At 66.7% G+C, this 25,528-nt stretch carries 26 protein-coding genes; 21 read left to right on the top strand and 5 right to left on the bottom strand.

Going from position 1 to position 25,528, the window contains the following annotated elements; genetic code table 11:
• Positions 1–23: 23 nt before the first annotated feature.
• From AC1RQG_RS11000 to AC1RQG_RS10940, 13 genes are all read left to right on the top strand, one after another.
• Positions 24–656 (top strand): NADH-quinone oxidoreductase subunit J, encoded by a 633-nt coding sequence (locus AC1RQG_RS11000; protein ID WP_493131181.1) that lies wholly within the window; start codon positions 24–26, stop codon positions 654–656.
• Positions 653–961, top strand: coding sequence for an NADH-quinone oxidoreductase subunit NuoK (gene nuoK, locus AC1RQG_RS10995; RefSeq protein WP_090314441.1), 309 nt, complete (start codon positions 653–655; stop codon positions 959–961). Before AC1RQG_RS11000 ends, nuoK begins: the two co-directional genes overlap by 4 nt.
• Positions 962–996: 35 nt before the next feature.
• Positions 997–3,096, top strand: coding sequence for an NADH-quinone oxidoreductase subunit L (nuoL, locus tag AC1RQG_RS10990; RefSeq protein ID WP_493131179.1), 2,100 nt, complete (start codon positions 997–999; stop codon positions 3,094–3,096).
• A gap of 31 nt (positions 3,097–3,127) precedes the next feature.
• Positions 3,128–4,627, top strand: coding sequence for an NADH-quinone oxidoreductase subunit M (locus AC1RQG_RS10985; protein ID WP_493131177.1), 1,500 nt, complete (start codon positions 3,128–3,130; stop codon positions 4,625–4,627).
• A gap of 21 nt (positions 4,628–4,648) precedes the next feature.
• Positions 4,649–6,133, top strand: coding sequence for an NADH-quinone oxidoreductase subunit NuoN (gene nuoN, locus AC1RQG_RS10980; protein WP_493131175.1), 1,485 nt, complete (start codon positions 4,649–4,651; stop codon positions 6,131–6,133).
• On the top strand, positions 6,133–6,462 hold the full coding sequence (locus AC1RQG_RS10975; RefSeq protein WP_493131173.1) for a DUF2818 family protein: 330 nt from the start codon (positions 6,133–6,135) through the stop codon (positions 6,460–6,462). The genes nuoN and AC1RQG_RS10975 overlap by 1 nt, the downstream gene beginning before the upstream one ends.
• Positions 6,463–6,493: 31 nt before the next feature.
• On the top strand, positions 6,494–7,051 hold the full coding sequence (locus AC1RQG_RS10970) for an NUDIX domain-containing protein (RefSeq protein WP_493131171.1): 558 nt from the start codon (positions 6,494–6,496) through the stop codon (positions 7,049–7,051).
• A 3-nt stretch (positions 7,052–7,054) separates the two neighbouring features.
• Positions 7,055–7,771, top strand: coding sequence for a hypothetical protein (locus AC1RQG_RS10965; protein ID WP_493131169.1), 717 nt, complete (start codon positions 7,055–7,057; stop codon positions 7,769–7,771).
• A gap of 15 nt (positions 7,772–7,786) precedes the next feature.
• Positions 7,787–8,500 (top strand): 2-C-methyl-D-erythritol 4-phosphate cytidylyltransferase, encoded by a 714-nt coding sequence (gene ispD / locus AC1RQG_RS10960; protein ID WP_493131167.1) that lies wholly within the window; start codon positions 7,787–7,789, stop codon positions 8,498–8,500.
• 10 nt (positions 8,501–8,510) lie between these two features.
• Entirely contained in the window at positions 8,511–9,008 is a 498-nt protein-coding gene (gene ispF / locus AC1RQG_RS10955; protein WP_493131165.1) for a 2-C-methyl-D-erythritol 2,4-cyclodiphosphate synthase, read from the top strand.
• Positions 9,009–9,363: 355 nt separating this feature from the next.
• Entirely contained in the window at positions 9,364–10,254 is an 891-nt protein-coding gene (locus AC1RQG_RS10950) for a cache domain-containing protein (RefSeq protein ID WP_493131163.1), read from the top strand.
• A gap of 97 nt (positions 10,255–10,351) precedes the next feature.
• Positions 10,352–10,654, top strand: a complete 303-nt coding sequence (locus tag AC1RQG_RS10945) for a hypothetical protein (protein WP_493131161.1) — start codon at positions 10,352–10,354, stop codon at positions 10,652–10,654.
• Between the two features lie 73 nt (positions 10,655–10,727).
• On the top strand, positions 10,728–11,135 hold the full coding sequence (locus tag AC1RQG_RS10940) for a VOC family protein (RefSeq protein WP_493131159.1): 408 nt from the start codon (positions 10,728–10,730) through the stop codon (positions 11,133–11,135).
• Positions 11,136–11,163: 28 nt separating this feature from the next.
• On the opposite strand, the gene AC1RQG_RS10935 is transcribed toward AC1RQG_RS10940, so the two are convergent.
• The 4 genes from AC1RQG_RS10935 to AC1RQG_RS10920 all read right to left on the bottom strand — a co-directional run bounded on the left by AC1RQG_RS10935 (position 11,164) and on the right by AC1RQG_RS10920 (position 15,088).
• On the bottom strand, positions 11,164–12,156 hold the full coding sequence (locus AC1RQG_RS10935) for an FHA domain-containing protein (RefSeq protein WP_493131157.1): 993 nt from the start codon (positions 12,154–12,156) through the stop codon (positions 11,164–11,166).
• Positions 12,153–13,544: a S1 family peptidase gene (locus AC1RQG_RS10930; RefSeq protein ID WP_493131155.1), complete on the bottom strand. Its 1,392-nt coding sequence runs from the start codon at positions 13,542–13,544 to the stop codon at positions 12,153–12,155. The genes AC1RQG_RS10935 and AC1RQG_RS10930 overlap by 4 nt, the downstream gene beginning before the upstream one ends.
• Before the next feature lie 50 nt (positions 13,545–13,594).
• The gene (ribA, locus tag AC1RQG_RS10925) at positions 13,595–14,248 is read right to left on the bottom strand and encodes a GTP cyclohydrolase II (RefSeq protein ID WP_493131153.1); all 654 of its coding nucleotides are present in this window, start codon (positions 14,246–14,248) and stop codon (positions 13,595–13,597) included.
• 138 nt (positions 14,249–14,386) lie between these two features.
• Positions 14,387–15,088, bottom strand: coding sequence for a pirin family protein (locus AC1RQG_RS10920; RefSeq protein WP_493131151.1), 702 nt, complete (start codon positions 15,086–15,088; stop codon positions 14,387–14,389).
• Between the two features lie 138 nt (positions 15,089–15,226).
• Here AC1RQG_RS10920 and AC1RQG_RS10915 point away from each other — a divergent pair, with 138 nt between their 5' ends.
• The 8 genes from AC1RQG_RS10915 to AC1RQG_RS10880 all read left to right on the top strand — a co-directional run bounded on the left by AC1RQG_RS10915 (position 15,227) and on the right by AC1RQG_RS10880 (position 22,953).
• On the top strand, positions 15,227–16,210 hold the full coding sequence (locus AC1RQG_RS10915) for a LysR substrate-binding domain-containing protein (RefSeq protein WP_493131149.1): 984 nt from the start codon (positions 15,227–15,229) through the stop codon (positions 16,208–16,210).
• Positions 16,211–16,270: 60 nt separating this feature from the next.
• On the top strand, positions 16,271–17,251 hold the full coding sequence (locus tag AC1RQG_RS10910; RefSeq protein WP_493131147.1) for an EAL and HDOD domain-containing protein: 981 nt from the start codon (positions 16,271–16,273) through the stop codon (positions 17,249–17,251).
• A complete protein-coding gene (locus AC1RQG_RS10905) occupies positions 17,244–19,406 on the top strand; it encodes a putative bifunctional diguanylate cyclase/phosphodiesterase (RefSeq protein WP_493131145.1) in 2,163 nt (720 codons plus the stop codon). Before AC1RQG_RS10910 ends, AC1RQG_RS10905 begins: the two co-directional genes overlap by 8 nt.
• A gap of 77 nt (positions 19,407–19,483) precedes the next feature.
• Positions 19,484–19,915, top strand: coding sequence for a hypothetical protein (locus AC1RQG_RS10900; RefSeq protein ID WP_493131143.1), 432 nt, complete (start codon positions 19,484–19,486; stop codon positions 19,913–19,915).
• Between the two features lie 59 nt (positions 19,916–19,974).
• Entirely contained in the window at positions 19,975–20,403 is a 429-nt protein-coding gene (locus AC1RQG_RS10895) for a DUF1810 domain-containing protein (protein WP_493131141.1), read from the top strand.
• A gap of 129 nt (positions 20,404–20,532) precedes the next feature.
• Positions 20,533–21,909: a chloride channel protein gene (locus AC1RQG_RS10890; protein ID WP_493131139.1), complete on the top strand. Its 1,377-nt coding sequence runs from the start codon at positions 20,533–20,535 to the stop codon at positions 21,907–21,909.
• A 45-nt stretch (positions 21,910–21,954) separates the two neighbouring features.
• Complete coding sequence (locus AC1RQG_RS10885) at positions 21,955–22,464, top strand: MarR family winged helix-turn-helix transcriptional regulator (protein ID WP_493131137.1); 510 nt, start codon at positions 21,955–21,957, stop codon at positions 22,462–22,464.
• A 120-nt stretch (positions 22,465–22,584) separates the two neighbouring features.
• Positions 22,585–22,953, top strand: coding sequence for a glutaredoxin (locus AC1RQG_RS10880; protein ID WP_493131135.1), 369 nt, complete (start codon positions 22,585–22,587; stop codon positions 22,951–22,953).
• Between the two features lie 3 nt (positions 22,954–22,956).
• Here AC1RQG_RS10880 and AC1RQG_RS10875 read toward each other — a convergent pair whose 3' ends face one another.
• On the bottom strand, positions 22,957–25,518 hold the full coding sequence (locus AC1RQG_RS10875; protein ID WP_493131133.1) for a hybrid sensor histidine kinase/response regulator: 2,562 nt from the start codon (positions 25,516–25,518) through the stop codon (positions 22,957–22,959).
• Between the last annotated feature and the right edge of the window lie 10 nt (positions 25,519–25,528).

Here is a 25,528-nt window from a genome sequence, read left to right as displayed (position 1 = left end):
ACTGTACGTCTCTTGGGTTAGTTATGGAATTTAAAACTGCTTTGTTCTACGTGTTCTCGGCCATCATGATATTGGCCGCGACCCGCGTTATCACGGCCCGCAATCCGGTCCACGCCGCACTGTTCCTGGTGCTGTCGTTCTTCTCGGCCGCCGCCATCTGGCTGCTGCTGAAAGCCGAGTTCCTCGCCATCGTGCTGGTGCTCGTGTACGTGGGCGCCGTCATGGTGCTGTTCCTGTTCGTCGTGATGATGTTGGACATCAACATGGACAAGATGCGCGAAGGCTTCTGGGGCTACCTGCCGCTGGCCAGCTTCGTGGGCGTGGTGATCGTGCTGGAGATGGCCGCCGTGCTGTGGCGCAATTTCCTGTCGTTCGACGCGCAGGGCCCGGTCAACGCCGGCAACATCGGCGGCACCAAGGAACTGGGCCTGCTGATCTACACCAAATACATCTACGCGTTCGAGATCGCCGCCGCCGTGCTGCTGCTGGCCATCGTCGCCGCCGTGGCCCTGACGCTGCGCAAGCGCAAGGACACCAAGTATTTCGATCCGGCTGACGCGGTGCGCGTCAAGCGTAACGACCGTCTGCGCATCGTCAAGATCGCCGCCGTGTCCAACCGCGAACAGGCCGGCGCAGCAAACAAGGAGGCTCCATGACTTTATCGCTCGCTCACTACCTCGTTCTAGGCGCGATTCTGTTCGCGATCTCGATCGTCGGTATTTTCCTGAACCGGAAGAACATCATCATCCTGCTGATGGCCATCGAACTGATGCTGCTGGCGGTGAACATGAACTTCATCGCGTTCTCGCATTACCTGGGCGACGCGGCCGGGCAAATCTTTGTGTTCTTCATCCTGACCGTGGCCGCCGCTGAATCGGCGATCGGCCTCGCGATCCTGGTGGTGATGTTCCGTAATCTGGACACCATCAATGTGGAAGACCTGGATAGCCTCAAAGGCTAAGTTTCAACCTCGAATAATAACGATTAAGGTTCATCATGGCGGGGCAAACTCTAAACCCTAACCTCCTTCTTGCCGTACCTCTGGCGCCGCTGGCCGGCGCTGCGATTGCGGGCTTGTTCGGAACCCGATTCTTCGGGAATTTAGTCGGCCGCAAGACGTCGCATACTGTGACGATTCTTGGCGTGCTGATAGCATTCATTCTGTCGGCGATGACGCTGTCAGACGTCATCGGCGGCGCCGGCTACAACGGCACCGTCTACAACTGGATGACGGTGGCCGGCCTGAAGCTCGAAGTGGGCTTCCAGATCGACGCGCTGTCGGCGATGATGATGTGCGTGGTGACGTTTGTCTCGTTGATGGTGCACGTCTACACGATCGGCTACATGGCCGAGGACGAGGGCTACAACCGCTTCTTCGCCTACATCTCGCTGTTCACCTTCTCGATGCTGATGCTGGTGATGGCCAACAACTTCCTGCAGCTGTTCTTCGGCTGGGAGGCGGTGGGCCTGGTGTCGTACCTGCTGATCGGCTTCTGGTACACGCGCCCGACGGCGATCGTGGCCAACATGAAGGCGTTCCTGGTCAACCGCGTGGGCGACTTCGGCTTCATCCTCGGCATCGGCCTGCTGCTGGCCTACGCCGGCACCATGAACTACCAAGAAGTGTTCGCCAAGCGCGAGGCGCTGGCGGCCCTGACCCTGCCGGGCACGGACTGGATGCTGCTGACCGTGGCCTGCATCTGCCTGTTCATCGGCGCCATGGGTAAATCGGCCCAGTTCCCGCTGCACGTGTGGCTGCCCGACTCGATGGAAGGCCCGACCCCGATCTCCGCGCTGATCCACGCCGCCACCATGGTGACGGCCGGTATCTTCATGGTGACGCGCATGTCGCCGCTGTTCGAACTGTCGGAAACGGCGCTCTCGTTCGTGCTGGTGATCGGCTCGATCACGGCCCTGTTCATGGGCTTCCTGGGCATCATCCAGAACGACATCAAGCGCGTGGTCGCCTACTCGACCCTGTCGCAGCTCGGCTACATGACCGTGGCCCTGGGCTCCTCGGCCTACTCGATCGCCGTGTTCCACCTGATGACCCACGCCTTCTTCAAGGCGCTGCTGTTCCTCGGCGCCGGCTCGGTCATCATCGGCATGCACCACGACCAGGACATCCGCAACATGGGCGGCCTGCGCAAGTACATGCCGGTGACCTGGATCACCTCGCTGCTCGGTTCGCTGGCCCTGATCGGCACGCCGTTCTTCTCCGGTTTCTACTCCAAGGATTCGATCATCGAAGCCGTGGCCGAGACCCACATCGCCGGCGCCGGCTTCGCCAACTTCGCCGTGCTGGCCGGCGTGTTCGTGACCGCCTTCTACTCGTTCCGCATGTACTTCCTCGTGTTCCACGGCGAGGAGCGCTTCGGCAAGGCCCACGGCCATGACGACCACCACCACGCGCCGGCCGCCGCCGCGCATGACGACCACGCCGCCCACGATTCGGACGCGCACCACGAAGAGGAAGAGGACGCGCACGGCCACCATGGCCTGGCACCGGGCGAGAAACCGCACGAGTCGCCGTTCGTGGTCTGGTTCCCGCTGGTGATGCTGGCCATCCCGTCGGTGATCATCGGCTACCTGACCATCGGTCCTATGCTGTTCGGCAAGTTCTTCAACGGCGTCATCTTCGTCGGCGAGAACCACCACGCGATCGAGAAGCTGACCGAGGAGTTCCACGGCCCGATGGCCATGGCGCTGCACGCGTTCACCTCGCTGCCGCTGGCGCTGGCGCTGGCCGGTGTGGCCTCGGCCTACTACTGCTACATGATCAACCCGCGCGTGCCGGCCTGGTTCTACGACAAGTTCCGCGCCATCCACACGCTGCTGGACAACAAATACTACATGGACAAGTTCAACGAGACCGTGTTCGCCGGCGGCGCGCGCCTGCTGGGCAACGGCCTGTGGAACGTGGGCGACCGCACGCTGATCGACGGCCTCGTCGTGAACGGCAGCGCCAAGGTTGTGGAGTGGTTCTCGTCGCTGACCCGTCTGGCGCAGACTGGTTATATCTACCACTACGCGTTCATCATGATCCTCGGCATTCTGGGGTTCCTGGTCTACTTCCTGCCGTTTTGGCACGCTTAACTAGCTGATACGCATAGAGATAAAGATAACCATGATGCAGTCAATTTCTACATTACCTCCGTTCCTGAGCCTGGCGATCTGGGTGCCGATCGCCTTCGGCTTGCTGGTGCTGGCATTCGGCCGCGACAGCAACGCCGGCATGGTGCGCGTCGGTTCGCTGATCGGCGCGCTGGTCAGCTTCGCGCTCACGCTGCCGCTGATCTCCCACTTCGACAACGCGGCCCACGGCATGCAGTTCGTCGAGAAGTCGCCATGGATCGAGCGCTTCAACATCCTGTACTCGCTGGGCATCGACGGCCTGTCGCTGTGGTTCATTCCGCTGACGGCCTTCATCACCGTGATCGTCGTGATCTCGGCCTGGCAGGTGATCCAGAAGCGCGTGGCCCAGTACATGGGCGCGTTCCTGATCCTGTCCGGTCTGATGATCGGCGTGTTCTGCGCCATGGACGGCCTGCTGTTCTACTTCTTCTTCGAAGCCACGCTGATCCCGATGTACATCATCATCGGTATCTGGGGCGGCGAGAACCGCGTGTACGCGTCGTTCAAGTTCTTCCTGTACACCTTCTTCGGCTCGCTGCTGACGCTGATCGCCATCATCTACCTGTACCACGTGTCCGGCGGTTCGTTCGACATCCTGACCTGGCACCGCACCCCGCTGACGATGCGCGAGCAGATCTTCATCTTCCTCGCCTTCCTGATGGCGTTCGCCGTCAAGGTGCCGATGTTCCCGGTCCACACCTGGCTGCCCGACGTCCACGTGGAAGCGCCGACCGGCGGCTCCGCCGTGCTGGCCGCCATCATGCTGAAGCTGGGCGCCTACGGTTTCGTGCGTTTCTCGCTGCCGATCACCCCGGACGCGTCGCACTACATGGCCAACTTCATCATCACGCTGTCGCTGATCGCCGTGGTCTACATCGGGCTGGTGGCGCTGGTGCAGAAGGACATGAAAAAGCTGGTCGCCTACTCGTCGATCGCCCACATGGGCTTCGTCACCCTGGGCTTCTTCCTGTTTAACGACATGGCGGTGCAGGGCGGCCTGGTGCAGATGATCTCGCACGGCTTCATTTCCGGCGCGATGTTCCTGTGCATCGGCGTGCTGTACGACCGCGCCCACTCGCGCCAGATCGCCGACTACGGCGGCGTCGTCAACAAGATGCCGAAATTCGCCGCGCTGTTCATCTTCTTCTCGATGGCCAACTGCGGTCTGCCGGCCACCTCCGGTTTCGTCGGCGAGTTCATGGTGATCCTGGGCGCCGTCAAGGCCAACTTCTGGATCGGCATGATCGCCGCCACCGCGCTGATCTTCGGCGCCGCCTACTCGCTGTGGATGGCCAAGCGCGTCATCTTCGGCAAGGTGGCCAACCACCACGTGGCCGAGCTGACCGACATCGGCGCCCGCGAGTTCGTGATGCTGGGCCTGCTGGCCGCGGCCGTGCTGGCCATGGGCCTGTACCCCGCGCCGTTCACCGACACGATGCAAACCTCGGTCGCGGACCTGCTCGCGCACGTAGCGCACAGCAAGCTGCCTTAAGAAGAAAACGGAAACGCCTACATGAATACCACCAACATGATCCCGCTCTACGCAGAAGTCTTTCTGCTGGTCGCCGCGTCGGCGATCCTGCTGATCGATATGTTCCTGTCCGAGGGCAAGCGTTCGATCACGTACGTACTGTCGCTGTTGACGCTGCTCGTCTGCGGCTACTTCAGCTATGTCGACTATGCGGCCGGCGCCACGGTCTACACGTTCAACAACATGTTCGTGTCGGACCCGATGTCGAACCTGCTCAAGCTGTTCACCTATGTGTCGGTCGGCATGACGCTGATCTACGCGCGCCAGTACACGACCGACCGTGGCATGCTGGGCGGCAACCTCGGCGGCGAGTTCTACGTGCTCGCGCTGTTCTCGCTGCTGGGCCAGATGGTCATGATCTCCGGTAACAGCCTGCTGTCGATCTACCTCGGCATCGAACTGATGTCGCTGGCGCTGTACGCGCTGGTGGCCCTGCGCCGCGACAACGCCCAGGCCACCGAGGCGGCCATGAAGTACTTCATCCTGGGCGCCATGGCATCGGGCTTCCTGCTGTATGGCATGTCGATGATCTACGGCGCCACCGGCACGCTGGACCTGTCGAAGGTGGCGCTGGCCGCCGCGTCGGGCACCATCAAGCCGACCATCCTCGTGTTCGGCCTGGTGTTCCTGGTGGCCGGCCTGGCGTTCAAGCTGGGCGCCGTGCCGTTCCACATGTGGGTGCCGGACGTCTATCAAGGTTCGCCGACCGCCGTCACGCTGCTGCTGGGCGGTGCGCCCAAGCTGGCGACGTTCGCCGTCTGCATCCGCCTGCTGGTCGAAGGTCTGCTGCCGATGGCCGTGGACTGGCAGCAGATGCTGATGGTGCTGGCCGTGCTGTCGCTGGCCGTCGGCAACCTGACCGCCATCGCCCAGACCAACATCAAGCGCATGCTCGCTTACTCGACCATCGCCCAGATGGGCTTCGTTCTGCTGGGCCTGCTGGCTGGCGTGGTCGGCACCGACCGCACCGGCGCGCCGGGCGCCTACAGCGCCGCCATGTTCTACGCCATCACCTACGTGATGACGACGGCCGGCAGCTTCGGCATGATCATGGTGCTGGCCCGCGCCGGCTTCGAAGCCGAGGAACTGGCCGACTTCAAGGGTCTGAGCAAGCGCAACGGCTGGTACGCGGTGCTGATGTCGATCATGATGTTCTCGCTGGCCGGCGTGCCGCCGATGCTGGGCTTCGCCGCCAAGTTCTCGGTGCTGACCGCCGTGCTCGGTACCGGCCAGATCTGGCTGACCGTGCTGGCCGTGATGTTCTCGCTGATCGGCGCGTTCTACTACCTGCGCGTCGTGAAGATGATGTGGTTCGACGAGCCGACCGACAACAGCCCGTTGGTCATCCCCGCCGACATGAACCTGGTGCTGAGCCTGAACGGCCTGGCGCTGGTGGTGGTGGGCATGCTGCCTGGTCCGCTGCTGGCCTCGTGCCTGAGCGCCATGACCAAGACGCTCAACACCTGATGGAAGTTTCCTCCGCCAGCTGGCTGGTGATCGTGCTGACGATCCTGGCCGCCAACCTTCCTTTCTTCAATGACAAGGTTTTCGCCGTGGTGCCGCTCAAGCGGCATCCCGGCGACCCGCGAGCCGCGCGGCGCAAGCCGTTCTGGCTGCGGCTGGTGGAAATGGTGGTCCTGTATTTCGCCGTGGGGGCGGCCGGCTTCGCGCTGGAAGCCCGCATCGGCACCCCTTTCCCCCAGACGTGGGAGTTCTACGCTATCACGGCCTGTCTCTTTATCGTGCTCGCCTTTCCTGGATTTGTAGTACGCTACCTGCGCAAACACCACACCTGATATACTAGCCTCACGGCAACATGGAGTGCGCATGGATAAGCATCTGAAAGAAATCCGCGTCGATGGCGAAATGGCGTACGAAGGCAAGTTCCTCAAGGTCCAGAAGGACAAGGTGGCACTGCCGGACGGCCAGCACACGTCGCGCGAGTACATCCGGCATCCGGGCGCGGTGGTCATCCTGCCGCTGCTCGACGATGGCACCGTGTTGATGGAACGGCAATTCCGTTATCCGCTCAATCAAGTCTTCATCGAATTTCCCGCTGGTAAGATCGACCCCGGCGAGGATCCGCTGGCCTGCGCCAAGCGCGAGCTCGAGGAGGAGACCGGCTACACGGCTGCGGATTGGCGCTTCGTCAGCGTGATCCACAACGCCATCGCCTATTCGGACGAGCACCTCGACCTGTACCTGGCGCGCGGCCTGCGGGCCGGTCCGGCCAAGCTGGACGACGGCGAATTCCTCGAAACCTTCACCGCCACCATCGACGAGCTGCTGGACTGGGTCCGCAGCGGCAAGATCACGGACGTCAAGACCGTCATCGGCGTGTTCTGGCTCGACAAGCTGCGTTCCGGCGCCTGGAAGCTGGACTGACCCATGCTGTCGTCGCGGCCATTCCGCTTCTCATTCCGTCTCCTGCTCGCGCTGGCCTGCCTGCTGGCGGCGACGGCCGCGCACGCGGAACGCACGCCGTTCCAGATCCGCTGCGAGGATTCCCTCAGCAAGACCGTCACCGTGCTCACCGCCCAGCAGAGCGGCTACACGGTCGACACCCATTTGTCCTACAACGCGCTGACCACGATGCATGGCCTGGCCGCCGGCGCCGTCAAGGTGGCGGGGCTGACGCAGACCGATTCGCGCGTCAAGATGGGCTACACGGGCACGCTGCTGCAAGACCCGGACAGCGGCTACGAGTGCATCGCGCCGCGCATCGAGGTCAAGCTGTACTATGTGCCCGTGGTGATCTACGTGGCGCGCGAATTCCCGGTCGGCTCCTGCGCCTACAAGGAGATCCTCAACCACGAACTGCGCCACATGAACGCCTACATGCAGCACCTGCCCAAGGTGGAGAAGACCGTGCGCGAGGCGCTGGCCAAGCGTTTCCAGGACAAGCCGCTGTATGCGCCGTCCGGCACGGCCATGTCGGCGTTGTCGCATGAGGTCGACAATGGCTGGATGGCCTACATCAAGGCCGAGATGCACAAGGTCGATGCCGAGCAGGCCCGCATCGATGCGCCGGAAGAATACGCGCGCCTGAGCCAGGCGTGCGGCGGCGAGATCCGTGATGTGCTCAGCGCCGGCCGCACCTTCTGAACGACTGAAGCACCGATGACCCAAGACACCGCCGGCGCGCCGCGCCACTACGCCCTGATTCCTGCGGCGGGCGTGGGCGCCCGCATGGCCGCCGACGGCCCCAAGCAATATCTGACCGTGGGCGGCAAGCCCATGCTGCGCCACGCGCTCGAGGCGTTCCTGGCCAGCGACCGCATCCATCACACCTACATCGTCGTCAGCCCGGCCGATGGCCAGATCGACGCCGTGGTGCCGCCCGGCCTGGACGGCGTGACGGTGCTGCGCTGCGGCGGCGCCACCCGCATGGCGTCGGTGCAGAACGCCTTGCACGCGCTGCGCGCGCAGGTGCGCGACGGCGACAGCATCCTCGTGCATGACGCGGCCCGGCCCGGGCTCACGCCGGCGCTGATCGCGCGCCTGATCGACGGCGTGGCCGGCGACCCGGCCGGCGGCCTGCTGGCGCTGCCCGTGGTCGACACGGTCAAGCGCGCCGCCGGCGGCCAGGTCGCCACGGTCCCGCGCGACGGCTTGTGGCTGGCGCAAACGCCGCAGATGTTCAGTTACGCGCTGCTGCGCCGCGCGCTTGACGCGGCCACCGACGCCAGCGCCATCACGGACGACGCCAGCGCCGTGGAGGCGCTGGGCCTGTCGCCGCGCCTGGTGGAAGGCCATCCGCGCAACCTGAAGGTGACGCTGCCGGCCGACATCCGCATCGCCGAAATGTACCTGGCCCAACCCTCAACGCATTGAACCGAACGCCATGACCCCAACTCCCGCACTCCCGTTCCGCATCGGCCAGGGCTACGACTGCCACAAGCTGGTGGAAGGCCGCAAGCTCATCATCGGCGGCGTCACGATCCCGCACCATGTGGGCCTGCTCGGGCATTCGGACGCCGACGTGCTGCTGCATGCGATCACCGACGCCATCCTCGGCGCGGCCGCGCTGGGCGACATCGGCAAGCACTTCCCGGACACGGACCCGCAATTCAAGGGCGCCGACTCGCGCACGCTGCTGCGCGAGGCATGCCGGCGCGTGGTGGCCACCGGCTACGCGATCGGCAACCTCGACGCCACCATCATCGCGCAGCAGCCCAAGATGGCGCCGCACATCGCCGCCATGTGCGCCAACGTGGCCGAGGACCTGGGCGTGGCCGTGGGCCAGGTCAACATCAAGGCCAAGACCAACGAGAAGCTCGGCTATCTGGGCCGCGAGGAGGGCATCGCGGCCGAGGCGGTGGCCTTGCTGATCCGTTCGTAACCGACGACCGCCTGCTCCAAAGCGCCACAGCGTTGTTGCAGAATAGAACGGTGGCGCCAACCTGCCACCGGCCCCGTCTCCCCTCCCGTTCGTGTCGCCATGGCGCCCCGGCTTGCGCGTTCCTCCACGCGCCTGCGCGCGCGCCGGGGCCGTCTGCCGGCAACCCCCTTCCGATCAAGGTTGCTGCATGCAAGCTGACTGAATGGCCTGCAACTTGCTTCCCCTGATGACTGTATGGTCTTCGGCAATGGCGTCGCCGGTCTTCGTCGCGGCGGATGTTGTCGTTGTTCATGCTGGTGCCACACGCCGCGCGTCATGGGCATGTTGGCTGTCACTATCCGAACTGGAACGCATAATGAAACGACATTACATCAGCGCATTAACTATCGCCGCCGCGTCGGCGTTGCTTGCCATGCCCGTTGCGCAGGCGGGCGATGCTCCGGCGACCAGTCACTACGGCAGCATCGAGCGCGCGCAAGCCAAGCGCGCCACGGAATTGCTCGACAGCGCGGTCGAGTATCTGCAAAAGAATGGCCCGGAAAAGGCATTCGCCAAATTCAACGAGTCGACCGGTCCGTTCGTGCACGGGCCGTATTATGTGTACGCCGTCGACCTCGACGGCTTCATGCTGGCCAACGGCGGTTCGCAGCTCGGCCTGGTGGGCAAGAACGAGATCGATCTGCGCGATGCGGCCGGCAAGCCGTTGATCCGCGATCTGCTGGAGCAGGCCCGGGTCAACGATACGGGTGCCATCGAATACCGCTGGCTGAACCGGGTCAGCAACCACGTCGAAAACAAGGTCAGCCAGTACCGCAAGGTGGACAAGTACATCCTGTGCGTCGGCTACTACACGCCGCGCGGCTCGGTCGAGGAGGCGCAGGAGTTGCTCGACAAGGCTGTCGCCTATCTGAAGAAATCGGGTGACAAGGCGGCCTACACGGCCTTCAACAGCCAGCAGGGCGGCTTCCTGCACAACGACCTGTACGTGTTCGCGATCGGTATCGACGATGGCCGCTATCGCGCCTCGGGCGATTCGCCGCAACTGTCGGGCATGGACGTGCGCGGCCTGCGCGACGCGGCCGGCAAGCCGATGGTGGAGGAGATGATCAAGGTGGCCAAGACCAAGGGTTCGGGCACGGTGGACTTCGTGTGGCGCAATCCGGCCACCAATGCGGTGGAGCAGAAGCACTCGCTGATCCAGCGCGTTGATAATGTTTTGCTGGGCGTGGGCTATTACAGCAAGTGACCGGCAGCTGAGCTGCCAGCGCGGGCGCGCGCCTGGCCTTCAGGCAGGCGTGCGTTCTGTTACCATGGCGCCCTTGATTTCATTACGGAGGGCGGCCGTGGCGCGCGATATTTATGCATACCGGCAGGTGGCTGTCGAATCGGTGCTGCGCGCGGGCCGGGTGCAGATCCGCCCCATGCCTGGTCAGGCGTTCTCTCCGGAACTGCTGGTGCAGTGCTCGCGGCGCATGCTCGACACCAGCGTTTATCCGCTCGGCACCTGTTTTCTCCTGTCCGCCAAACTGACCGACCGGCTGGGCGGCACGCCCTATCTTTATGCATGGCATGGCGATGCCGTGCAGGTCATGTCGGCGGCCGAAGCGCGGCGCTTCCTTGCCGAGTACAAGCGCGGGCGGATCTGATCGCCAGCGGTGCCCACGGCCCGCCACGCTTTGTTCTATCATTCCTTTCTGAACAATTCGAAAGGGTGGGCGCATGATACATATCGTTGAAATCGACCATATCGTTTTGCGCGTCGTCGATGCGGTGGCGATGGAGCATTTCTATTGCAACGTGCTGGGCTGCAAGGTCGAGCGGCGGCAGGAGGCCATCGGCCTGATCCAGTTGCGGGCCGGGCGTTGCCTGCTCGATCTGGTGCCCGTGGACGGCAAGCTCGGTCGCATGGGCGGCGCCGCGCCCGGCGCGGAGGGGCGCAATGTCGATCACATCTGTTTCCGCGTGGAGCCGTTCGATGAGGCCGCGATCCGCGGCGCGCTGGAGGCGGCCGGCGTGGAGGCCGGTCCGGTCGAGTCGCGTTACGGGGCGGAGGGCGAGGGGCCGTCCATCTACCTGAACGACCCGGAAGGCAATACCGTGGAGCTGAAAGGCCCGGCCTGGTCCTGACTGCGGCCGGCGGCGGGCGGGCGCGTGCTCACTCGCCGTCCGCGTCGCCTTCCTCGTCCTCGTCTTCGTCATCCTTGCTGGCGCGCGTGCGCGCGGCGTCGGCGTCGGCCTTGAGCCTGGTGGCGGCGGCCATGAAGTCGGCCACGCTGTGGTCGGGGCTCTGGCGCAGCGCGGGCGGCAGCAGCACCGACATGTAAAGCTCGTCGGCGGCGCGGCCCGTGCTTTGCACGTTGGTCATCAGGTTCAGGCCGGCGCCGGCCAGGAACAGCACGCCGCAGCTGACGGCGAAGCGGCGCGGATAGTGCGGCTTGATGGTCCACAGGTGGAAGAACAGCATGCCGCACACGAGCGCGATGACGGCCACGTTGCCGTAGCGGGTCAGCCATTCGACCGACCAGGCGAAGGCCAGCACATCGCTCAGCACGCGCCACGCGCCCACGGCGAACAGGCCCGCGCCCAGGATGAACAGGTGGCGGCCCAGCCGCGCGTGGGGGCCGAACAGGCGGTTGGCCAGCGCCCAGCCGCCGCTCCACGCCAGCCCCACGCCGAGGCCGGACGCGACCACCAGCAGGTAGCGGATGGGCTGGAAGGCGTCGATGTCGGCCAGCCAGTTTTCCAGTCCCGCGAACAGGCCGATCAGCAGCAAGCCGACCAGCGCCGGCGCCGTGCCTTCCCAGCTGTGCATGGTGGTGTCGGCCAGTTCGGGCGCGACGGCGAAATCGGCGCCGCGCAGGCGCACGCGCGTGTGGCCCAGGCGCACCACGGCGTTGCCGTCGAGCGCCACGGCGGCCGTGCGCTTGCCATCGCTGATGCTGCCGTTGCGGCTGCCCAGGTCGCGCAGCACGGGCGCGCCGTGCTCGTCCGCCTCGATCATGGCGTGGTGGGCGCCGGTGTGGGCGTCGTCCAGGATCACGTCGTTGTCGTAGGCGCGGCCGAGGCGGATCGGTAGCGCGTCGAAGCGCTGCCGGTGCAGCACGTCGCCGCTGCGGCTCAGCAGTTCGATGTAGTAGGGCGCGTTCATGGACGGCCTCCATTGCCCAGCGCCTCAAGGAAGGCGCGCGTGACGCGCAGGCCGTTGTCGTAGGAGACCCCGCGCGCGTCGAGCCGGCTTTGCAGGTTCATCAGCGGCTGGTCGGTGCTGGAGGTGAGCAGGGCGAAGTCGTACAGGCCGTCGAACTTGCGGTAGGAGCGCACGCACAGCACGGCGCGCATCGGCAGCGTGCCGTTCCTGACGAATTGTTCCGTGCAGCTGGGGCCGCTCAGGCGGCTGTCGCGGGTGGAGCCGAAGTGTTCATTCTTGAACGAGTCGCTGGCCAGCTGGGAAAAGCGCAGCGCGCCCAGTCCCGTGCTGCGCAGGTACTGGTGGCGGATGCTGACCTGGCCCGTCTGCAGCGAGCCGCTGACGAAGATGGCCGATTCCATGGCGCAGTTGGCGTTGTCCACGGTGAAGGGCTTGTCGGCCTTGACGGTGGAGCGGCCCCAGCAGCGCATCTGTTCCGATTCGCGCACGGGCACGCGGTACGGCCCCATGTTCTTCAGGGTCAGCGGCGTGGCCAGCAGGTTGTCGACCATGGCGCGCTGGTGGGCCAGCAGTTGCGCGGCCACGATGGCGGTGAAATCCTTGGGCGGCTGCTGTTGCCGGGCCACTTGCTTGAGCAGTTCCTGCGCGTAGCGGGCCGGAACCAGGAAGCTGACCAGCTCGCCATCGAGGCGCTTGGAGACGTTGACGCCGGCCACGGCGCCGTCGCCCGTCACGCTGGGGCCGCCGCTCATGCCGGCGTTGATGGGGCCGGTGAACATGAGCTGGTCGTAGAAGCTGCGCGCGATCACGCCGTTGTAGGCGCCTTCCGAGATGGCGAAGCCGAGGTCGAGCGGATTGCCCAGCGAGTACAGGTACTGGCCCTGGTTGAGCGTGGCCAGGTGCTCGGGCAGCTTGAAGAAACCGGTGCCGTTGCGGCTCACGCGCAGCACGGCCAGGTCGTGCAGCACGTCCACGGCCAGCAGTTCGACGTTGCCGCGCTGGCCGCTGGTGTCCACCCATTCGCCGACGTAGGTGTCGGGGTCGAGCGCGAATTGCGACACCACGTGGTAGTTGGTGACGACCAGGTTGCCGGTGCCGATCAGGAAGCCGGAGCCGACCGACGACTGGGTGTGGCCGCTGCGCAGCAGCGAGCGCACTTGCAGGATGTCGTTCCGGGCCGAGGCGTACAGTTTCTGGGCCGCGCTCGATGGCGGCGGCAGGGCGGCGCCGTCCGGCTTGACGGCGTTGCGGCCGGTGGCGGGCGCGGTGAGCGGGGCGGTGAGCGGCGCTGCCGCGCGGGCGGCGCCGACGGCGGCATCCGAGGTGGCCAGCGCGGCGGCGCTGGCGCAAGTCAAGGCTGAGAACAGGACAGTGTTGGTGAATTTCATGCGGGCCTTGGACTGGGGGCGGACGCCGGGACGCCGGAGCGGCGAGGCGTTCAGAGTTCGCCGTCCTCGGCCGCGGGCGGCGTGATGGGCGTCATCATGTGGCCCAGCTTGGCCGCCTTGGTGTTCAGGTAGTGCTGGTTGAAGGCGTTGCGGTTGACCAGCAGCGGCACCCGTTCCACCACTTCGATGCCGAGCTTGGTCAGGGCGTCGATCTTGCGCGGATTGTTGGTCATCAGGCGCAGTTTGGCGACACCGAATTTTTCGAACATGGGCTTGACCAGCGCGTAGTTGCGCGCGTCGGCCTTGAAGCCCAGCTGTTCGTTGGCCTGCACCGTGTCGGCGCCGCCTTCCTGCAGGCGGTAGGCGCGGATCTTGTTGATCAGGCCGATGCCACGGCCTTCCTGGCGCAGGTAGAGCAGGATGCCACGGCCCTCGGCGGCGATCTTCTTCAGCGCGCCTTCGAGCTGGGCGCCGCAGTCGCAGCGCTGCGAGAACAGCACGTCGCCGGTCAGGCATTCGGAGTGCACGCGGGCCAGCACCGGCTCGCCGTTGCCGATGTCGCCCAGCGTCATGGCCAGGTGTTCCTTGCCCGTCGCGTGCTCGACGAAAGCGTGCAAGGTGAACTGGGCCCATGGGGTGGGCAGCGCGCAGGAAGTGGTGTAATCCAATTCAACGTTGACGGGTGTTTCTGCGCTCTGCGACATGGCTGTGCTCTTCAAAAAATGGCAAAAATAGAAAAAAGGGCGCGCCGGGCTGATACACACACCCGGCGCGCCCTGACATCATACCAAAACTCGGGCAAAAATTAATTTGAGGACATTCTCGGCTTAATTTTCGTACCTTCAGTATGGTAGATCGAATAACAATACTTCCGCATCATCGGCCTGCTCCAGCGTCACTTGCGGCTCGTCGCTGAGCTTGATCGCATCGCCGCCCGCCAGCGCCACGCCGTTGACGGTGACGGTGCCCCGGATCACGTGCACGTAGCCGAGCCGTTTGGGCGCCAGCGCATGGGTGGCCCGATCGCCCGCGCCCAGGATGGTGGCGTACAGCGCCGCATCCTGGTGGATCAGCACGGACCCGTCGCGGCCATCGCTGGAGGCGATCAGGCGCAGCTTGCCCCGTTTGCTGTCGGGCGCGAAGTGCTTTTCCTCGTAGCTGGGGGCGATGCCGGTCACGTTCGGCTGGATCCAGATCTGCAGGAAATGCACGCCTTCCGTGGGCGAGTGGTTGAACTCGCTGTGCCGCACGCCGCTGCCGGCGCTCATGCGCTGCACGTCGCCGTAGTGCAGCACGGAGCCGGTGCCCATGCTGTCCTTGTGTTCGAGCGCGCCGTCGAGCACGTAGGACACGATCTCCATGTCGCGGTGGCCGTGGGTGCCGAAGCCCTGGCCCGGCGCCACGCGGTCCTCGTTGATCACGCGCAGCGGGCCGAAGCCCATGTGCCGCGGATCGTAGTAGTCGGCGAAGGAAAAGCTGTGTTGCGATTGCAGCCAGCCGTGGTGGGCGTCGCCGCGTTCTTCACTTTTGCGTACTTCTAACATGCTGGGCTCCTGTTCCTTGGGTTGTTATGCAATAATTTCGAACATCGGTTCGTGTTCATTGCCGATGAAAAGCAGTATATCTTCGCCAGACCGGAATGAAAAACGGAAAAATTTCCGACCTATCATCGAAAAATTCGAATGCTCAGACTCAGCCTGGAAGCCTTGCAAATCGTGGACGCCATCGACCGGCGCGGCTCGTTCTCCGCCGCCGGCAAGGAATTGCACAAGGTGCCGTCCACCATCTCCTATACGGTGGGCAAGCTGGAGGACGAGCTGGGCGTGCAGATCTTCACGCGCCACGGCCCGCGCGTGCTGCTGACGGCGGCCGGCCAGGAATTGCTCAAGGAAGGGCGCTACCTGCTGTACGCGGCGCACGACCTGGAGCAGCGCGTGCGGCGCGTGGCGTCGGGCTGGGAGACGGAGCTGGCCGTGGGCAGCGACTCCATGTTCGCGCCGGCCGTGTTCCTGCCGGATGTGGCCGCGTTCTACGCCGTCACCGGCCAGACCCGGCTGCGCATGGTGCAGGAGGCGCTGTCGGGCACGTGGGAGGCGCTGCTGGACCGCCGCGTGGACGTGCTGGTGGGCGCGGCGGGCGAGGGGCCGTCCGGCGGCGGCTACGTGGCCGAAGCGATGGGCACGCTGTCGTTCGTGTTCGTGGTGGCGCCCGGCCATCCGCTGGCCGGCGCGCCCGAACCGCTGGACCGGGCCGCGCTGCAACCGTACCGCGCCGTGAGCGTGGCCGATTCCGCGCGCCGGCTGGCGCCTCGCACGGTGGGGCTGGCGCTGGGGCAGGATACGCTGACCGTGCCCACCATGCAGGCCAAGCTCGACTATCAACTGGCCGGCCTCGGCTTCGGCTTCCTGCCCGCGCCGTGTGCGCGCGCGGCCATCGAAGCGGGGCTGCTGGTGGAAAAACAGGTCGAGGAACCGAAGCCGGACGAGACCTTCTACCTGGCCTGGCGCACCGGCGAGACCGGCGCCGCGCTGCGCTGGTGGCGCGAGCGCATGGGGCAGCCCGGCGTGTTCGAGCGGCTGGTGCGCCATCTGCCCGGACATGGCGGGTTTGCCACAGATGGGACGCCGCAGGCGGCCGTAGCGGCGATCTTCACGCCCCGGAGTTGACCCGAGCCAATAATATTGGGATGATGGTGTGATCATGTAGGCATTACTCTGGAACAATTTATGACTGTGTCGCCCGCCACTCCGCCCCTGTTCATGCAATTGCTGGCCGACCGCAACGGCAGTCCCGCCGGTTTGCTGTTCGACGCCGCGCCCGCCGCGGCGCCGTCCGGCCTGCCGCAGCCGGCGTTGGCGGAACTGGCGGCCCACGGCCCCTGTTATTTCCGCGCCAACCTGGCGGCGGAGCTGGCGGACGCGCTGCGGGCCCAGGGCTGGCAGCCGCTGGAAGCGGAGCAAGTGTTGCGGGCCGACGCCATGTTCCCGTTCGCGCTGCCGCCGTCGGTGCAATGCGTGGAGGGCGACTGGTTCCTCGAACCGCCGCCCAAGCCCGTGGGCCAGCAAGCGATGTCGCGCGCGCTGGCGCTGCAACTGGTGCAGCTGGTGTCGGCCGATGCCGACACCCATGAGATCGAATCGGTGCTGCGGCGCGATCCCACGCTGTCGTACCAGTTGCTGCGGCTGGTCAATTCGCTGGGCGTGGGCTCGGGCCGGCGCGTGACCAGTTTTTCCCAGGCCATCCTGATCCTGGGCCGGGCCCAGTTGCGGCGCTGGCTCAACCTGATGCTGTTCTGCACGCGCGATGGCGATTTGCGTTCGCCCATGCTGCTGGGGCGGGTGGCCGTGCGCGCGCGCGCCATGGAATTGCTGGCGCAGGCGACGGGCATGGACAAGGCGCGCCAGGAGCAGGCCTTCATGGCCGGCATGTTCTCCTTGCTGGGCGTGCTGTTCGGCCTGCCGCTGGCCGAGGTGCTGCAACCGTTGACGATCGCCGAGGCCGTGCAGCACGCGCTGCTGCGCCACGCGGGGCCGATGGGCGACTTGCTGCTGTTGCTGGAGCGGGCCGAGCGGCGCGATTTCGCGGCCGTGGCGGCCCAGTTGGCACAGCTTGAATTGCCGGGCGCCGAATTCAACCAGATCGTCGCCGACGCCCATTTGTGGATGCAGAGCGTGGCGGCCAGCGCGGCGGACATGGGCCATGCATGACGCCGCCCTCGCGCGCTGCCTGGCGCTGAGCCGGCAGGCGCGCGCCCAGCAGGGCGGCGCGTCGACCGCTTCCCTGGCCGACACGCTGGCCAGCCTGGAGGCGGCGCTCGAACAACTGACCACGCATGGCGCCGACGCGGCCGAGGCGCAGCCGGACGCGGTGCTGGAGCTGGACCCGGCCGGTTATGTGAAGGGCTGGAACAGCGGCGCGGCCCACCTGTTCGGCTACACGGCGCAGGAAGCGGTGGGACAGCATGTGCTGTTCCTGTACGCGCCCGACGATGAAGACCAGACCGTGGCCGAGCTGTTCCCCCGCCATCCCAAGGGCTATGCCGATGTGCGGCGCTGCAAGAAGTCGGGCGAGGCGGTGTGGCTGCGGCTGGCCAACGCGGCGCTGCAGAACGACCGCGCCGAGGTGGTGGGCATGCTCGTCATGTTCAACCTGCTCGACGATCCGCTGTCCGAGGCCGACAAGGTGCACCTGCATGCGCGCATCATCGAGGACAGCGACCAGGGCGTGCTGATCACGGACGCCAACGAGCGCATCGTCTCGATCAACAATGCCTTCACCCGCATCACCGGCTACACGCCGGCCGAAGCCATCGGCCAGACGCCGGACTTGCTGCGTTCGGGCATCCACGACGCCGAGTTCCGCGTCAAGGTGCGGGCCGCCATGCAGGGGCAGGGGCCGTGGCGCGGCGAGATCATGGGCCGGCGCAAGAACGGCGAACTGTTCCCGCAGTCCGTCACCATCAGCGTGGCGCGCGACCAGCATGGCCAGATCAGCCACACGTTCTCGCTGTTCTCCGACATCAGCGTGCACAAGGATGCCGAGGCGCGCATGCAGCGCATGGCCAACTACGATGCGCTGACGGGCTTGCCCAACCTGTGCCTGCTGAGCCAGCTGATGGGGCAGGCGTTGACGGAGGCGCGCCGCAGCCGCGAACATGGCGCGCTGCTGGTGGTCGAGATCAGCCGCATCGGCGCCATCAGCGACACGCTGGGGCACGAGATCGGCAACGAATTGCTGTGCGAGATAGGGCGCTTGTTCCGCCTGTCGCTGCGCGAGGCCGACGTGCTGGCCAAGCTCGATGGCAACCGCTTCGCCGTCGCGCTGCTGCACATCGAGAAGCGCGAACACGCGGCCATCGTGGCGCAGAAGCTGATGGCGTCGCTGGAGGCGCCCATCGTCATCGACGGCCACCGGCTGCAGGTGGGCGCGCACGTCGGCATCACGATCTATCCCGAGGATGGCACGGAGACGCCGGCCCTGTTGCGCTGCGCCGACGTGGCCACCAGCAAGGCCGGGCAGAACGTGGAATCGGGCTTCCTGTTCTACAGCGAGGAAATGAACCTGCGCGCCAAGGAGCACCTGCGGCTGGAAAGCGAACTGCGGCAGGCGCTGGGCAATGGCGAGCTGCAGCTCTACTACCAGCCCAAGGTCAGCCTGCGCACGGGACGCATCATGGGCGCGGAGGCGCTGCTGCGCTGGCGCCACCCGGAGCGCGGCATGGTGTCGCCCGGCGTGTTCATCCCCGTGGCCGAGGAGACGGGGCTGATCCTGGAACTCGGCAACTGGGTGCTGGAGGAGGCTTGCCGGCAGTTGAGCGCGTGGCGCGAGGCGGAGGTGCCGGCGCCGACGATCGCCGTCAACCTGTCGGGGCGCCAGTTCGACAGCCAGTTGCCGGAGCGGCTGGCCGGGTTGCTGGCGCGGCGTGGCGTGCTGCCCGAACAGCTGATGCTGGAGATTACGGAAAGCCTGCTGGTGCGCGGCACGGAGAACGTGATCGCCATCATGAACAAGCTGGTGGCGATGGGCATGGCGCTGGCGCTCGACGATTTCGGCACCGGCTATTCCAGCCTTGCCTACCTGAAGAAATTCCCCATCAGCACGCTCAAGATCGACCGCTCGTTCGTGATCGGTCTGCCGGACGAGGAGAACGATTGCGCCATCGCGCGCGCGATCGTCACCATGGCGCGCCAGCTGCGCCAGGAGATCGTGGCCGAAGGGGTGGAGACGCCCGAGCAGATGGCCTTCCTGCGCGGGCTCGGTTGCCATCAATTGCAAGGCTTCCTGTTCAGCCCGGCCGTGCCGGCGGCGGAGTTCGCCGCCATGCTGCTACAGGACCGGCGGCTGACGGTGGAGATGGCGTAGCGGCGGCTGTCCCGGATCAATGGATGGCGCTTGGCCCTGTGTGACTATGCGATAATCGAAACGCATAGGGGAGTGCCATGAATGCCGTCATTTTCGACAGTCATCAGTATGCCCAACGCCTGATCGACGCGGGCGTGACCCCGCAGGCGGCCAGCGTGCATGCCGAGACGTTGCTTGAGGTAATGAACAAGATCACCAGCGGTTCTGTCGCCGGGGAGATGATGGAAGCCAGGCTGGTGGCCCGGACGGACAAGCTGGGCGCCGAGCTCAACACGAAGATCGACAAGGTCGCCGCCGAGCTCAACGCGAAGATCGACAAGGTCGCCGCCGAGCTCAACGCGAAGATCGACAAGTCCGTCGCCGAGCTCGATGCCAAGATTGATAGGGTAGCGGCGGAGTTGCGGGCTCAGATCGCCGATGCTAAGGCCGATATGGTGCGCATGATGGTCGGCCTGAGCGTTTTGCAGGTCGCCTTGATATCGGCACTGGTGCTCAAGCTGATGCATTGAACCGCCGTGTCATCCGCTCGCGCGATGCCGGCTGGCCGTCGTTACACAGGGAGCATTCGGTGGCGCATCCATACGATCTGGAACGATTCAGGGCGGCGCAGGCGCCGGTGGTCGACACGGTCATGCGCGAGCTGGCGCAAGGGCGCAAGCGCAGCCACTGGATGTGGTTCATCTTTCCCCAACTGGCGGGCTTGGGACGCAGCGAAACGGCCCGCTATTACGCGCTGTCGGGCCTGGACGAGGCGCGCGCCTATCTGGCCGATCCCGTGTTGGGCGAACGGTTGCGCGCGTGCTGCGCCGTGCTGGCCGGCTTGCCCGGCAACGATCCGCACGCCATCTTCGGCGCGCCGGACGACATGAAACTCCATTCCTGTCTGACCCTGTTCGCCCGCGCGGCGCCCGATGTGCCCATTTTCTCGCGCTGCCTGCAACAATACTTCGCCGGCCGGCCGGACCCCGCGACCGAGGCCATCCTGGCGCGCGCCTAGATACTTGCGTAGTCAAGTATCGCCAGCCGGGCGGCCGGACAGCAGGGCTTGCGTCCGGGCGATGCAAACTGCATTTGTACAAATACTTCTTTATAATGACCGCTTCTGTCCGCCTGCGCCCGCCATTCCATGTCCACTCTGCACGATGTCCACTCCGCCTTCAAACGTGAATTCGCCAGTATCGACTTGTGGTGGACCCGCGCCGTGGTGGTGGGCGCGGCGGCCGTCGCCGGCCTGACGGTGGTGGGCTTCACCTGGCTGGCCGAGAGCGCGCTGCACCTGTTCCTGCGGCTGGCCGCGCTGTCCTGGTGGGCCGCGCTGGTGTGGATGCCGCTGTGCACGGCCGCCATCGTGTGGCTGACGCGGCGCTTCGCCATGGGCGCGGCCGGCTCCGGCATCCCGCAGGTGATGGCCACGCTGGACCCGGCCGTGGGCGGGGCGCAGCGGCCGCTGTACGTGTCGTTGCGGCTGAGTCTGGCCAAGATCGCGCTGACGGCCTCGGGCATGCTGGCCGGCCTGTCGCTGGGGCGCGAGGGGCCGTCGGTGCAGATCGCGGCCGGGGTCATGCTGGCCGCGCGGCGCTTGCTGCCGCGCCGCTCGTCCGTCAACACCCACGCGCTGCTGGTGGCCGGCGGCGCGGCCGGCATCGCGGCCGCCTTCAACACGCCGCTGGCCGGGGTCATGTTCGCGATCGAGGAGTTGTCGCGCAAGCCCGAGCAGCGCAACAGCGGCCTGATCGTGGCCGGCATCGTGCTGGCGGGCTTGATCGCCGTCTCCATCTACGGCAACGCCACCCATTTCGGCGTGATCCATCCGGGGCCCATCGGCGTGGCGCTGTTGTGGCCGGGCCTGCTGGCCACGCTGGCCAGCGGCGTGGCCGGCGGCCTGTTCGCGCGCTTGCTGCTCGCTTCGCTGAGCGGGCGCTCCGCCGACGGCCCGAGCCGCTGGCGCGCCCGGCGGCCGGTCTGGTTCGCGGCCGTCTGCGGCCTGCTGGTGGCCGGCCTGGGGATGCTGAGCCATGGCGCCACCTATGGCAGCGGCAACGAGATCACGCGCGCCATGCTCGAAGGCGACAGCACCATCCCCGCCGCCTTCGCCCTGTTCAAGTACGTGGCGACCTGGCTGACCGTGTGGTCGGGCATACCGGCCGGCATCTTCGCGCCGTCGCTGGCCATCGGCGCCGCGCTCGGCCACGACGTCGGCCTGTTGACGCACTATCCCTACGCGCCGGCCCTGATCGCGCTGGGCATGGTCGGTTTCCTGGCGGCCGCCACCCAGGCGCCGCTGACGGCCTTCATCATCGTGATGGAGATGGTCGATGGCCACGCCATGGTGCTCAGCCTGATGGCCTGCGCCGTCGTCGCCAGCACCGTCTCGCGCGTGCTCACGCCGCCCCTGTACGCGGCGCTGGCCCAGTTGCAGTTGCAGCGGATGGCGCCGGGCGCGACGCCGGCAACGGCGCCGGTGGCGACGCCGGCCGCGCCGGCCGGTCATGGCGCGGCTTGATGCGCCAGCGTCTCGGCCGGCCGGCTTTTCCGCTATCATGCGGGCATGCCTGACACTACCCATCGCCCTTCCGCGTCCGCCGCGGCGGCGCCCGACGTGGCGCCCGCCAGCCGGGTGCTGCGCCAGTTCCGCGTCGTCTTCAACGCCGTCAAGACCCATTTCCGCCAGGTGGAAAAGGTGGCCGGCGTGGGCGGCGCGCAGGTGTGGGCGCTCAGCCTGGTCCACGAGCGGCCCGGCATCGGCGTGAGCGAACTGGGACGGGCGATGGACGTGCACCAGTCCACCGCCAGCAACCTGGTCAAGCCTTTGCTGGAGCGCGGGCTGCTGACCACGGCCAGGGACGGGCACGACCGGCGCGCCGTGACCCTGCACCTGAGCGAGAGCGGGCGGCGGCTGCTGGAGCAGGCGCCGGCGCCGTTCGCCGGCGTGCTGCCCGATGCCCTGGCCGGGCTCGACGCGGCCACGCTGGCCCGGCTCGAGCAGGACCTGGGCCGGCTGATCGCGGCGCTGGCGGCCGGCGAGGACGGCGCGGGCACGCCGCTGGCCGACCTGTAGTGGCGGCCGGCCGGGGAAGCGGCTACTATCTGCGAACACGCTGGCGCCATGGCGCCGGCATCGGGCGCGGCCGCCATGGGGCCGCCGCGCGCCATCCCGTCGACACCACAAGGAGTGACCATGACCCGCAGCATCCTGGACGAAGCGCACATCCACCCGGCCATCCGGACCATCATCAGCGACAGCCATGCCGACGTGGTGCGCGAGGTGCAGGCGGCCATCGCGGCGCATGACGTGGTGGTGGTGGGTATGGCCCAGAACCCGTTCCCGCGCAAGGCGCGCAAGATCCTCGAGGGCCTGGGCCAGCCCTACCACTACCTCGAATATGGCAGCTACCTGTCGCAATGGCGGCGCCGCAACGCGCTCAAGATGTGGACCGGCTGGCCCACCATGCCGATGGTGTTCGTGCGCGGCGTGCTGGTGGGCGGCGCCCAGGAGTTGCAGAAGCTGGTCGAGCAGGGCCAGTTCCCGGCCCTGATGGCCGCGTAAATCTCATTTTTCGCCCAGCAGTTCCGATTCCTCGGGCGCCGTGCCGCTGCCCAGCAGCTGGGTCAGGGCGGCGCGCAGTTCGCGCAGCTTGGGCGGTTTGCTCAGCACGCAGTCGGTGTGGTTGGGGGTGTCGCCATCGGTCAGCAGGCGCTGGCCCCAGCCCGTGAGCAGGATGATGGGCGTGGCGGGCGACAGTTCCTTGATGGCGGCCGACACCTTGCGCCCGTCGATGTAGGGCATGCCCAGGTCCGAGATGACGAGCTCGAACGGCGTGGCGCCGTGGACGGCGGCGGCGAAGGTGTCGATGCCAGCCTGGCCGCCGTCGGCCGAGGTGACCGTGTGGCCGTCGATCTCGAGGATGTCGCGCAGCGACTTGAGCACCATCGGGTCGTCGTCCACCACCAGGATGCGGCGCGCCGACGGCGGCGTGCCGTGCTGCACCGGCACCGTGTCGCCGGCGTTGGCCTGCACCGGGAAGCGCAGCCGCATGGTGGTGCCGGCGTTGGGCCGGGTCTCGACCTCGATGGCCGCGCCGTGGCGCTCGGTCATGCCGTACACCATGGCCAGCCCCAGCCCCGTGCCCCGTTCGCCCTTGGTGGTGAAGAACGGTTCCAGGCAGCGGCGCCGCGTCGCCTCGTCCATGCCCACGCCGCTGTCGGCGATCTCGATCAGCACCTGCGAGGCGGGCGGATGCACGCCGTCGGGCTGGCCGCGGCGCAGCCGCGTGCGCAGCGTGAGCGTGCCGCCGTCGGGCATGGCGTCGACGGCGTTGAAGATCAGGTTGGTCAGCGCCTCGCGGATCTCGCCCTCGATGCCGTGGATCGGCGGCAGGTCCGGGGCCAGCTCGGTCACCATGCGGATCACGATGCCGCGCTGCAGCGGCATGTCGCTCCAGCGCGCGCGCGTCAAGTCCATCACCTGCTGCAGCAGCAGGTTGGCGTCCACCGGCGTCAAGGTCAGCTGCGGCTCGCGCTGGCGGTAGAACTCGCGCATGCGCGCCACCGTGGCGGCCACGTCGTCGATGGCGCGCTTGATCACCTCCAGGTTCTCGCGCGTGCGCGGGCTCAGGTTCGGCTCGGTCTCGAGCAGCGATTCCGTGTACAGCGCCACGGGCGAGATGGCGTTGTTGATGTCGTGCGCGATGCCGCTGGCCATCTGGCCCAGCGCGCGCAAGCGCTCCTGCTGCATCACCGTCTGCTGGGTCTGGCGGATGTCGTCGTAGGCGCGCTGCAGGGCGCTGTAGAGCTGGGCCTGGTTGGCGGCCAGCGCCACGTGCTCGCTCAGCTGGCGCAGGAATTCGCATTCGCCGCTCGAGAAGCTGTTGGCGTCGTGGCGGGCCGCCACCAGCACCCCGAACACGGTGCTCTCGGCCAGCAGCGGCGCCATCACCAGCGCCCGCAGGCCGCCGCGCGCCAGGCGCTGGGGGAAGGGGAAGTCGACGGCCTGGATGTCGGGCTCGTACACGAGCAGGCCGGCCACGCAGCGCGACAGGCCGTTCTGGTCGATCGGCACGCGGCTGTGCTCGGTCATCGAGAACTCCAGCGCCAGGGCCGAGCTGCGCAGGCCCACGCTGCTCACGTCGAGCATGTTCTGGCCCTGGTCGTACAGGCAGATGCAGCAGAAGTCGACCGGCAGCTGGTCCTCCAGGCTGCGGATGACGACCTGGAAGATGCTGCGCAGATCGAGCCGCTCGCCGATCGAGCGCGTGATCTGGTGCAGCAGGTTGAGCCGGCCCAGCTGGGCCTGCACCTTGTGCTCGGCCTGCTGGCGCACCACGATCTCGGTCTGCAGCGCGTCGTTGCTGCGGCCCAGCTCATCGCGCGAGACGGTGGTCCATTTGAGCTTGTCGGTCATGTTGTCGAAGGCGTTGGCCAGCTCGCCGATCTCGTCGCCGGTGTCCATCCTGAGCGCGAAATCGAGGTTGCCGGCGCCGACGATGGCCGTGCCCTCGCGCAGCGTGGTGAGCGGGGCGATCACGCGCCGGCGCACCATCAGGAAGGTCATGCCGACGAAGGCCAGCACCAGCGCGCCGGACGCGATGGCGGCGCCGTTGGCGCGCTGCTGGGCCTGCACCACGCCGGCCCGGCTGCGCTGCGACAGCACCAGCGCGCCCGAGATCATGGCCTGGGTCTTGTTGGTGATCTGGCCCGACAGCCGGGTGGCCAGCACCTCGTGGATGGCGCGCCGCTGCTGGTCCTCTTCGAGCTGGCGCTGGTTGGCCACCAGCAGCGTGAACAGCTGCTCCACGCTGCTCTGGTTGCTGCGCAGGTCGGCCAGCAATTCCTCCTCCTGGCTGTCGGCCGGCGCCGGCATGGCCTGCAGCAACTGGCTCAGCGAGGCGCTGCGCCACTGCCACTGGACGCGCGTGCGCTCCTCGTGGCGCAGCGCGTATTCCATCATCAGGTAGCGCAGCGCCGTCACCCCCTGCAGCAGGTCGCCGGCCGCCTCGTTCTTGGCCAGTTCGCGCCGGGTCTGCACGGCCGTCGACAGCAGCACGGCCAGCATGGCCGACACCAGCAGCAGGGCCAGCACGCCGGCCAGCTTGAGGCGGGTTGAGATCTTCACCGGGCCCCCG

Source organism: Rugamonas sp. GW822-FHT03B10 (assembly GCF_058801745.1).
The sequence above is the reverse complement of the archived record's forward strand: the minus strand, read 5'-3'. Positions and strand labels throughout refer to the sequence as shown.

Coding starts and splice junctions, on each gene's coding strand:
- AC1RQG_RS10985 (WP_493131177.1), top strand. CDS start 3,128: ATGATGCAGTCAATTTCTACATTACCTCCGTTCCTGAGCCTGGCGATC.
- AC1RQG_RS10885 (WP_493131137.1), top strand. CDS start 21,955: ATGCCTGACACTACCCATCGCCCTTCCGCGTCCGCCGCGGCGGCGCCC.
- AC1RQG_RS10890 (WP_493131139.1), top strand. CDS start 20,533: ATGTCCACTCTGCACGATGTCCACTCCGCCTTCAAACGTGAATTCGCC.
- AC1RQG_RS10965 (WP_493131169.1), top strand. CDS start 7,055: ATGCTGTCGTCGCGGCCATTCCGCTTCTCATTCCGTCTCCTGCTCGCG.
- AC1RQG_RS10915 (WP_493131149.1), top strand. CDS start 15,227: ATGCTCAGACTCAGCCTGGAAGCCTTGCAAATCGTGGACGCCATCGAC.
- AC1RQG_RS10970 (WP_493131171.1), top strand. CDS start 6,494: ATGGATAAGCATCTGAAAGAAATCCGCGTCGATGGCGAAATGGCGTAC.
- AC1RQG_RS10900 (WP_493131143.1), top strand. CDS start 19,484: ATGAATGCCGTCATTTTCGACAGTCATCAGTATGCCCAACGCCTGATC.
- nuoN (WP_493131175.1), top strand. CDS start 4,649: ATGAATACCACCAACATGATCCCGCTCTACGCAGAAGTCTTTCTGCTG.
- AC1RQG_RS10940 (WP_493131159.1), top strand. CDS start 10,728: ATGATACATATCGTTGAAATCGACCATATCGTTTTGCGCGTCGTCGAT.
- AC1RQG_RS10935 (WP_493131157.1), bottom strand. CDS start 12,156: ATGAACGCGCCCTACTACATCGAACTGCTGAGCCGCAGCGGCGACGTG.
- AC1RQG_RS10880 (WP_493131135.1), top strand. CDS start 22,585: ATGACCCGCAGCATCCTGGACGAAGCGCACATCCACCCGGCCATCCGG.
- nuoL (WP_493131179.1), top strand. CDS start 997: ATGGCGGGGCAAACTCTAAACCCTAACCTCCTTCTTGCCGTACCTCTG.
- ribA (WP_493131153.1), bottom strand. CDS start 14,248: ATGTCGCAGAGCGCAGAAACACCCGTCAACGTTGAATTGGATTACACC.
- ispF (WP_493131165.1), top strand. CDS start 8,511: ATGACCCCAACTCCCGCACTCCCGTTCCGCATCGGCCAGGGCTACGAC.
- AC1RQG_RS10920 (WP_493131151.1), bottom strand. CDS start 15,088: ATGTTAGAAGTACGCAAAAGTGAAGAACGCGGCGACGCCCACCACGGC.
- AC1RQG_RS10975 (WP_493131173.1), top strand. CDS start 6,133: ATGGAAGTTTCCTCCGCCAGCTGGCTGGTGATCGTGCTGACGATCCTG.
- AC1RQG_RS10905 (WP_493131145.1), top strand. CDS start 17,244: ATGCATGACGCCGCCCTCGCGCGCTGCCTGGCGCTGAGCCGGCAGGCG.
- AC1RQG_RS10950 (WP_493131163.1), top strand. CDS start 9,364: ATGAAACGACATTACATCAGCGCATTAACTATCGCCGCCGCGTCGGCG.
- AC1RQG_RS10930 (WP_493131155.1), bottom strand. CDS start 13,544: ATGAAATTCACCAACACTGTCCTGTTCTCAGCCTTGACTTGCGCCAGC.
- ispD (WP_493131167.1), top strand. CDS start 7,787: ATGACCCAAGACACCGCCGGCGCGCCGCGCCACTACGCCCTGATTCCT.
- AC1RQG_RS11000 (WP_493131181.1), top strand. CDS start 24: ATGGAATTTAAAACTGCTTTGTTCTACGTGTTCTCGGCCATCATGATA.
- nuoK (WP_090314441.1), top strand. CDS start 653: ATGACTTTATCGCTCGCTCACTACCTCGTTCTAGGCGCGATTCTGTTC.
- AC1RQG_RS10910 (WP_493131147.1), top strand. CDS start 16,271: ATGACTGTGTCGCCCGCCACTCCGCCCCTGTTCATGCAATTGCTGGCC.